We start from the raw sequence: 8,137 nt of genomic DNA on the forward strand, positions 1-8,137 counted from the left end.
TCTTGTGCGCTCTTCCATTGCGCGCTATAGTTCATTTTAGTTTCGTATTGCTTTCGCAATTATAGCTTTTTCATTTCGCATATGCGAAGAGATGGTGCGTTGCGAAATGAGGGTGGGGAAATTGAAGGGTCAGGTTTACGATATCTTCGTTATAGGCGGCGGCATTAATGGCTGCGGCATTGCGCGTGACGCTGTGGGCCGCGGCTATTCGGTTTTCCTTGCCGAGATGAACGACCTTGCCAGCGGCACCTCCTCCGGTTCGACAAAGCTTATCCACGGTGGTTTGCGTTATCTCGAACATTATGAATTCCGCCTTGTGCGCGAATCGTTGATGGAGCGTGAAGTTCTCTGGGCCTGCGCGCCGCATATTATCTGGCCCATGCGTTTCGTGCTTCCGCATCATAAAGGCCTGCGTCCGGCATGGCTGCTGCGGCTTGGTCTTTTCCTTTATGATCACATTGGCGGACGCAAGAAGCTTCCGGTAACCCGTACTCTGGATATGACGCGCGATCCGGCCGCAAAGCCGCTGAAGTCGCTTTATACCAAGGCTTTCGAATATTCCGATTGCTGGGTTAATGATGCGCGCTTCGTGGCGCTCAACGCCCGCGATGCCGCCGATCGAGGTGCGGTCATCCGCACGCGGACAAAAGTTGTAAGTGCGATGCGCGGTGCCGATCATTGGACGCTGACATTGCAGGATACTTTGACCGGCGCCAAGGAAGATGTGCAGGCAAAGCTCGTCGTCAATGCTGCCGGACCTTGGGTTGATGAAGTTCTGACCGGCGTAGTGGGCAGCAATGATGCGCATAATGTACGGCTGGTGCAGGGCAGCCATATCGTCGTAAAGAAAAAGTTCGACGATCCACGGGCCTATTTTTTCCAGAATACAGATGGGCGTATTATCTTCGCCATTCCCTATGAGCAGGATTTCACGCTGATTGGTACAACCGATCAGGATTATCACGGCAATCCGGCGGACGTGAAAATCAGCGATACCGAAATTGATTATCTTTGTGCAGCGGCCAGCGAATATTTTGTCGAGCCGGTGAAGCGCGAAGATGTGGTCTGGACCTATTCGGGTGTGCGTCCGCTTTATGATGATGGTGCGTCCAAGGCGCAGGAAGCAACGCGCGATTACGTATTGAAAACCGATGCGTCGGACGGTCGGGCGCCGATCCTGAACATTTTTGGTGGCAAGATCACCACATATCGGCGTCTGTCCGAGCATATGCTTGAGAAAATTGAAGACCAGCTTGGCAAGCGTGGTAAGCCATGGACGGCAACCGGTACGCTGCCCGGCGGGAATTTCGCAGTAAACGCATTCGACAGTGAATTGCAGATATTGAAGTCTGACTATCCGTTTCTGACAGCTGCCCATGCACATCGGCTTTTCCGGCTTTATGGCACCAAGGCACGTGTGCTGCTTGGAAATGCAAAATCGCTTGGCGATTTGGGTAAGCATTTTGGATCGGATCTTTACGAGGCGGAAATACGCTATCAAATTGAGCATGAATGGGCGCTTACCGCGCAGGATGTGCTGTGGCGCAGGACCAAAAGAGGCTTGCATTTGAGCGCTGATGAAGCGGCTGCTCTCGATCAATTCATGGAAGGTGCAGTCGACAGGCGGCGCGCCATGGCTGCAGAATAACTATACTGCTGAGGCGCGGTAACGCGCATCGGCTCAAGAGCAATTCCAGGAAGGTGGGAACCGGTTTTCCGTTCGGAATTGCGAAGGCAAAGAGTTAGAGCGCTTCCCGTTTCTGTTTGGGTGGAAGTGCTTCGGGAGGAGAAGTAATGCTGGAATTGCGAAATGTATCCAAAATGGTGAGCGGCAAGCTCCACCTCAGCGATATATCGCTGACTTTGGAACATGCGACGCTGAATGTGTTGCTTGGACCCACTCTGTCCGGCAAAACCAGCCTCATGCGCATCATGGCAGGTCTCGATGTGCCAACTTCCGGCTCTGTCTGGTTCGATGGTCAGGATGTGACGGGCGTTCCGGTTCAAAAGCGCTCGGTTGCCATGGTCTATCAGCAGTTTATCAATTATCCGGCCTTCACGGTCTATGAGAACATTGCTTCGCCAATGCGTGTTGCCGGCGCTGACAAGGCAACTATTGATCGCGAAGTGCGCAAGGCCGCTGAAATCCTCAAGCTTACGCCCTATCTCGACCGCACGCCGCTTAGCCTGTCCGGCGGCCAGCAGCAGCGCACCGCGCTTGCGCGGGCCATCGTCAAAAACGCCAAGCTGGTGCTGCTCGATGAGCCTTTGGCCAACCTTGACTATAAGCTGCGCGAAGAGCTGCGTCAGGAATTGCCCCGCATCTTTGCCGAATCCGGCACGATCTTTGTTTATGCGACCACTGAGCCGCATGAAGCCTTGCTGCTCGGCGGCAGCACGGCAACCCTCTCCGAGGGGCGGGTAACGCAGTTTGGTTCCACAATTGATGTGTTCCGCAAACCGGATGATCTTATCACGGCGCAGACCTTCGCCGACCCGCCGCTGAACACAATTGCCTTGGCAAAGTTCGGCAAGGCATTCCAGCTGGAAGGCGGCGTTACCCTGCCGATCCCGTCGCATCTGACCGATATCGCTGACGGCACCTATACGATCGGCTTCCAGCCGCACCACATCAATACGGTTCGCGGCAGTGCCGATGAAATCGGATTGAAGGCCCGCGTGACAGCCACTGAAATTACCGGTTCGGAAAGCTTCGTCCATCTGTCCTTCGCCGATGCGCGCTGGACAATGCTCGCTCACGGCATCCACATTTACACGCCCGATGAAGAAATCGACATTTTCATCGACCCGCGCAACCTGATGATCTTCGATGGCAGCGGCAATTCCATTCGCCGCCAGCAGAAATTGGCGGCATAGATAATGGCACGTATCGATCTCAACCATATCCGCCACGCCTACGGTCCTAATCCGAAGTCGGATAAGGACTATGCGCTGCGCGAGGTCCACCACAGCTGGGAAGATGGCGGTGCCTATGCGCTGCTGGGACCTTCCGGTTGCGGCAAGACCACGCTGCTCAACATCATTTCAGGCCTGATCCATCCGTCCCATGGACAATTGCTGTTCAACGGTCAGGATGTCACCAACCTTTCGACGCAGGAACGCAACATCGCACAGGTGTTCCAGTTCCCGGTCATCTACGACACCATGACGGTTTACGATAATCTTGCCTTCCCCCTGCGTAATCGCGGCGTTGCGGAATCCGAGATCGACGTCAAGGTGCGCGAGACGCTGGAGATGATCGATCTTGCGAGCTGGTCCGGCAAGAAAGCCCGTGGTCTGACGGCGGATCAGAAGCAGAAGATATCGCTCGGTCGCGGCCTTGTCCGGTCTGATGTGAACGCTATCCTTTTCGATGAGCCGCTGACCGTGATCGACCCCCATATGAAATGGGTTCTTCGCTCACAGCTGAAGCAGCTGCATCAGCGTTTTGGCTATACAATGGTTTATGTCACACATGATCAGACGGAAGCGCTGACTTTCGCCCAGAAAGTCGTCGTCATGTATGATGGCGAGATCGTGCAGATCGGTACGCCAGAAGAATTGTTCGAGCGGCCAAAGCATACCTTCGTTGGTTATTTCATCGGCTCGCCAGGCATGAATGTCATGCCGGTCAAGCTTGCAGGCGGAATGGCGCAAATTGGTGCGCACGCAATACAACTTCCTACACCTGTTACCCCCGCCGATGCGAAGAAAATCGAGCTTGGTATCCGCCCGGAATATATCCGCATCGGTCGTTCCGGCATGCCGGTAAAAATTGCCAAAGTGGAAGATATTGGACGACACAAGATCGTGCGTACTCGACTTGAAAATCAGGACATTGCCGTCATCGTTGGCGAAGGCGAGGATATCCCTGCCGATCCGCACATCACCTTCGACCCGAAGGGCATAAATATCTATGCCGATAGCTGGCGCGTGGGAGGGTTATAATCATGGAAAAAACCTGGAACAATAAAGCCTGGTTTATGGTCCTGCCGGTTTTGCTGCTCGTGGCTTTCTCGGCAGTTATCCCGCTGATGACCGTGGTCAATTATTCAGTGCAGGATACGTTCGGCAATAACCAGTTCTTCTGGGCCGGAACAGAATGGTTCACGGAAATGCTCACTTCCGAGCGCTTCCATTCGGCTCTTGGTCGCAACCTCTTCTTCTCGTTCATTATCCTTCTCATCGAGATTCCGCTGGGGATCGTCATTGCGCTGAATATGCCGCGCAAGGGCTGGGGTGTTCCGGTTTGTCTCGTGCTGATGGCTTTGCCGTTGCTTATTCCGTGGAATGTGGTTGGTACGATCTGGCAGGTGTTCGGGCGTGTTGATATCGGCTTGCTCGGCCATACGCTGGAACGCCTCGGGATCAACTATAATTATGTGCAGAATCCGCTGCATGCTTGGTTCACGGTCATCATTATGGATGTCTGGCACTGGACCAGCTTGGTCGTGCTGCTGTGCTATGCCGGGCTGGTTTCGATCCCCGATGCCTTTTATCAGGCGGCAAAGATTGATGGTGCATCGCGCTGGGCAGTGTTTCGCTACATTCAGTTGCCAAAGATGAACCGTGTACTTTTGATCGCCGTTCTGCTGCGCTTCATGGACAGTTTCATGATCTATACCGAACCCTTCGTCGTCACAGGTGGTGGTCCCGGCAACTCGACCACTTTCCTGTCCATTGATCTGGTCAAGATGGCGGTTGGCCAGTTCGATCTTGGACCGGCGGCAGCCATGTCGCTCATCTACTTCCTTATTATCCTCCTGATGTCATGGGTGTTCTACACCGTCATGACCAATTATGATGCGGAGCGCTGAGATGTCAGAATCTGTCGCCCGTACCGCAGTTAGTGTCAGCCCTGAACAGGCCAGAATGGATAAGGCTCTTGCCCGCCGCATGCGCAAGCGCGGGGATGAATCGAAATTCTGGTGGTTGATCCCGACGCTTTACATCTTTTTCCTGATGCTGCCGATCTATTGGCTCATCAATATGAGCTTCAAAACCAATCAGGAGATTTTGGGAAACTTTTCCCTTTGGCCGCAAAGTCCGACCTTGCGGAACTACGCGGTCATCTTCACCGACCCATCATGGTATAAGGGTTATATCAACTCGATCATCTATGTGGGCATGAACACAGTGATTTCGGTGCTGGTCGCCTTGCCTGCGGCCTATGCCTTTTCGCGCTACCGGTTCCTCGGCGACAAGCATTTGTTCTTCTGGCTTTTGACAAATCGCATGGCACCGCCAGCTGTTTTTGCGCTGCCATTCTTCCAGCTTTATTCGGCCTTTGGCTTGATCGATACGCATATCGCCGTTGCTCTGGCGCATTGTCTGTTCAACGTGCCGCTGGCTGTGTGGATTCTGGAAGGCTTCATGTCGGGCGTGCCAAAGGAAATCGACGAGACCGCCTATATTGATGGCTATTCCTTTCCGCGCTTCTTCGTGAAGATATTCATTCCGCTGATCGCAAGCGGCATCGGCGTTGCTGCCTTCTTCTGCTTCATGTTCTCATGGGTGGAATTGCTTATTGCCCGCACGTTGACGACGACGGCGGCAAAACCAATCGCTGCTATCATGACGCGCACGGTTTCTGCGTCGGGCATGGATTGGGGCGTGCTGGCTGCGGCCGGCGTCTTGACCATCATTCCCGGCGCCATCGTGATCTACTTCGTCCGCAACTATATCGCCAAGGGCTTTGCCCTGGGGAGGGTGTAATGGAAAACACACGGCGTTGGCCTCTGGCGCTTCTCGCTGTTCTTGCGGCCTATGCAATCTTGGCGGGCCTGCTTGTCACAGCTGTGCCGTTGAAAAGCGGTGCGCGGGATTGGTTCGGAGCACTTGCAGGTGGCGGCTGGATGGCCTGGACATTTCCGACAGCGCTGTTTTTCCTGACCATCTTTGCGTTCATATCGCTGATGGCGGTCTGGGAATATGCCTCGCCGGGCGGCAATCCGCGCATCGGCATATTGCGCTTTGAAACCACGCGCGGCGACAGGCTTTTCGTGTCGCTGCTCGGCAGTGCTTTTATCCACCTCGCCTGGCTCGGTCTTGTTGGCCCGAATATCTGGTGGGCTCTAGCAATCTCTGTGGTCTACGCCATTGGCGTATTCCGCTTTGTCTAAAGCATCGGACTGAAATCCGATGCCCTAAATTGAAGGTCTGGCATCCGCCAGTCATTCAACACCTGCAAATCGCAACTCTGGGAGGACTGAAATGCGAACGCGAATTCTAACGACAACAACAGCACTTGCGCTGCTATTGGGGGCGGGAAGTGCCTATGCGGGCATGGACGAAGCCAAAGCTTTTCTCGACAAGGAAATCGGCGATATGTCGACCCTTGATCGGGCTGCGCAGGAAAAGGAAATGCAGTGGTTTATCGATGCTGCAAAGCCTTTCGCAGGCATGGATATCAAGGTGGTTTCGGAAACGATTACCACCCATGAATATGAGTCCAAAACTCTGGCTAAAGCATTCACTGATATTACCGGCATCAAGATCACCCATGATCTCATCGGTGAAGGCGATGTCGTTGAGAAGCTGCAGACACAAATGCAGTCCGGCGAAAACGTCTATGATGCTTACGTCAATGATAGCGATCTGATCGGCACGCATTGGCGCTACCAGCAGGCGCGCAGCCTGACCGACTGGATGGCCAATGAAGGCAAGGACGTTACCAATCCTGGTCTTGATCTGGCTGACTTTATCGGCACCAAGTTCACGACTGCTCCTGATGGCAAGCTGTATCAGTTGCCGGACCAGCAGTTCGCGAACCTTTATTGGTTCCGCTATGACTGGTTCAACGACGAAAAGAACAAGGCCGACTTCAAGGCGAAGTATGGTTATGACCTCGGTGTGCCGGTCAATTGGTCAGCCTATGAAGACATTGCCGAATTCTTCACCGGTCGCGAGATCGACGGCAAGAAAGTCTATGGTCACATGGACTATGGCAAGAAGGACCCATCGCTCGGTTGGCGCTTCACCGATGCCTGGCTCTCCATGGCAGGCAATGGTGACAAGGGTCTTCCAAACGGTTTGCCCGTCGATGAATGGGGCATCAAGGTCAACGAAAAGTCACAGCCGGTCGGCTCCTGCGTTGCGCGCGGCGGTGATACCAACGGCCCGGCTTCCGTCTATTCCATCCAGAAATATCTTGACTGGATGAAGGCCTATGCACCGCCGGAAGCGCAGGGCATGACCTTCTCGGAATCCGGTCCCGTTCCTGCACAGGGCAATGTTGCCCAGCAGATATTCTGGTACACGGCCTTCACTGCCGACATGGTCAAAAAGGGCCTGCCGGTCATGAATGATGATGGCACGCCGAAATGGCGCATGGCTCCTTCGCCGCATGGCGTTTACTGGAAAGACGGCATGAAGCTTGGTTATCAGGATGTGGGTTCCTGGACCTTGTTGAAGTCGACACCGGATGATCGCGCCAAGGCAGCTTGGCTCTACGCCCAGTTCGTCACATCAAAGACTGTGGACGTCAAGAAGAGCCATGTAGGTCTGACCTTGATCCGCGAAAGCTCCATCCAGCATGAAAGCTTCACCAAGCGCGCTCCGGAGCTTGGTGGTCTGATCGAGTTCTATCGTTCGCCTGCCCGTGTTCAGTGGTCGCCAACCGGCACCAACGTTCCTGACTATCCAAAGCTGGCTCAGCTATGGTGGCAGGCAATCGGCGATGCATCCTCCGGTGCCAAGACTGCACAGGAAGCGATGGACTCACTTTGCGCCGAGCAGGAAAAGGTCATGGAACGTCTGGAACGCGCTGGCATTCAGGGCGATATTGGACCGAAAATGGCTGAAGAACATGATCTTGCCTACTGGAATGCCGATGCGGTCAAGAATGGCCACCTCGCACCACAGTTGAAGATCGAAAACGAAAAAGAAAAGCCCCAGACCATCAATTATGACGAACTGGTCAAGAGCTGGAACAAGTAAGCTTGAGGCATTGAGGGGAGGGGGCGGCGCTTCGGCGCCGCCCTTTTTCTTTTGTATATTGCGATTACCCTAGAATAGAAGCAAAGGGCGGCATCATCTGCCGCCCTTGTTTACCATCCTAAAACCGCACGCTGAGATCGGCCTTGATGGCATTGTCGTGTGACTGGCTGGAGAACTGGCCGGTATAGCTGACACCGAT

7 protein-coding genes are annotated in these 8,137 nt (G+C 54.1%); all 7 read left to right on the plus strand.

Translation table 11 applies throughout. The annotated features are described in order from the left end of the window. Positions 1-106: 106 nt before the first annotated feature. The 7 genes from glpD to AC6CHM_RS15615 all read left to right on the plus strand — a co-directional run bounded on the left by glpD (position 107) and on the right by AC6CHM_RS15615 (position 7,938). Positions 107-1,648: a glycerol-3-phosphate dehydrogenase gene (glpD, locus tag AC6CHM_RS15585; RefSeq protein ID WP_307281909.1), complete on the plus strand. Its 1,542-nt coding sequence runs from the start codon at positions 107-109 to the stop codon at positions 1,646-1,648. A gap of 146 nt (positions 1,649-1,794) precedes the next feature. Next, positions 1,795-2,877, plus strand: a complete 1,083-nt coding sequence (locus tag AC6CHM_RS15590; protein WP_115054659.1) for an ABC transporter ATP-binding protein — start codon at positions 1,795-1,797, stop codon at positions 2,875-2,877. 3 nt (positions 2,878-2,880) lie between these two features. Beyond that, positions 2,881-3,948: an ABC transporter ATP-binding protein gene (locus AC6CHM_RS15595; RefSeq protein ID WP_307281913.1), complete on the plus strand. Its 1,068-nt coding sequence runs from the start codon at positions 2,881-2,883 to the stop codon at positions 3,946-3,948. 2 nt (positions 3,949-3,950) lie between these two features. Continuing rightward, on the plus strand, positions 3,951-4,817 hold the full coding sequence (locus AC6CHM_RS15600; RefSeq protein WP_115054661.1) for a carbohydrate ABC transporter permease: 867 nt from the start codon (positions 3,951-3,953) through the stop codon (positions 4,815-4,817). A gap of 79 nt (positions 4,818-4,896) precedes the next feature. Further along, positions 4,897-5,715 carry a carbohydrate ABC transporter permease gene (locus tag AC6CHM_RS15605; RefSeq protein ID WP_115054815.1) on the plus strand — a complete coding sequence of 273 codons (819 nt, stop codon included), beginning with the start codon at positions 4,897-4,899 and terminating at the stop codon, positions 5,713-5,715. After that, positions 5,715-6,122: a DUF2160 domain-containing protein gene (locus AC6CHM_RS15610; protein WP_498173668.1), complete on the plus strand. Its 408-nt coding sequence runs from the start codon at positions 5,715-5,717 to the stop codon at positions 6,120-6,122. Before AC6CHM_RS15605 ends, AC6CHM_RS15610 begins: the two co-directional genes overlap by 1 nt. Positions 6,123-6,213: 91 nt before the next feature. Next, complete coding sequence (locus AC6CHM_RS15615) at positions 6,214-7,938, plus strand: ABC transporter substrate-binding protein (protein ID WP_115054663.1); 1,725 nt, start codon at positions 6,214-6,216, stop codon at positions 7,936-7,938. Positions 7,939-8,137 lie beyond the last annotated feature (199 nt).

The organism is Phyllobacterium sp. GQ127 (assembly GCF_059758635.1).

Excerpts from the sequence above, each read along its gene's own strand:
- AC6CHM_RS15605 (WP_115054815.1), top strand. The coding sequence starts at position 4,897 with ATGCGCAAGCGCGGGGATGAATCGAAATTCTGGTGGTTGATCCCGACG.
- AC6CHM_RS15590 (WP_115054659.1), top strand. The coding sequence starts at position 1,795 with ATGCTGGAATTGCGAAATGTATCCAAAATGGTGAGCGGCAAGCTCCAC.
- AC6CHM_RS15610 (WP_498173668.1), top strand. The coding sequence starts at position 5,715 with ATGGAAAACACACGGCGTTGGCCTCTGGCGCTTCTCGCTGTTCTTGCG.
- glpD (WP_307281909.1), top strand. The coding sequence starts at position 107 with ATGAGGGTGGGGAAATTGAAGGGTCAGGTTTACGATATCTTCGTTATA.
- AC6CHM_RS15595 (WP_307281913.1), top strand. The coding sequence starts at position 2,881 with ATGGCACGTATCGATCTCAACCATATCCGCCACGCCTACGGTCCTAAT.
- AC6CHM_RS15615 (WP_115054663.1), top strand. The coding sequence starts at position 6,214 with ATGCGAACGCGAATTCTAACGACAACAACAGCACTTGCGCTGCTATTG.
- AC6CHM_RS15600 (WP_115054661.1), top strand. The coding sequence starts at position 3,951 with ATGGAAAAAACCTGGAACAATAAAGCCTGGTTTATGGTCCTGCCGGTT.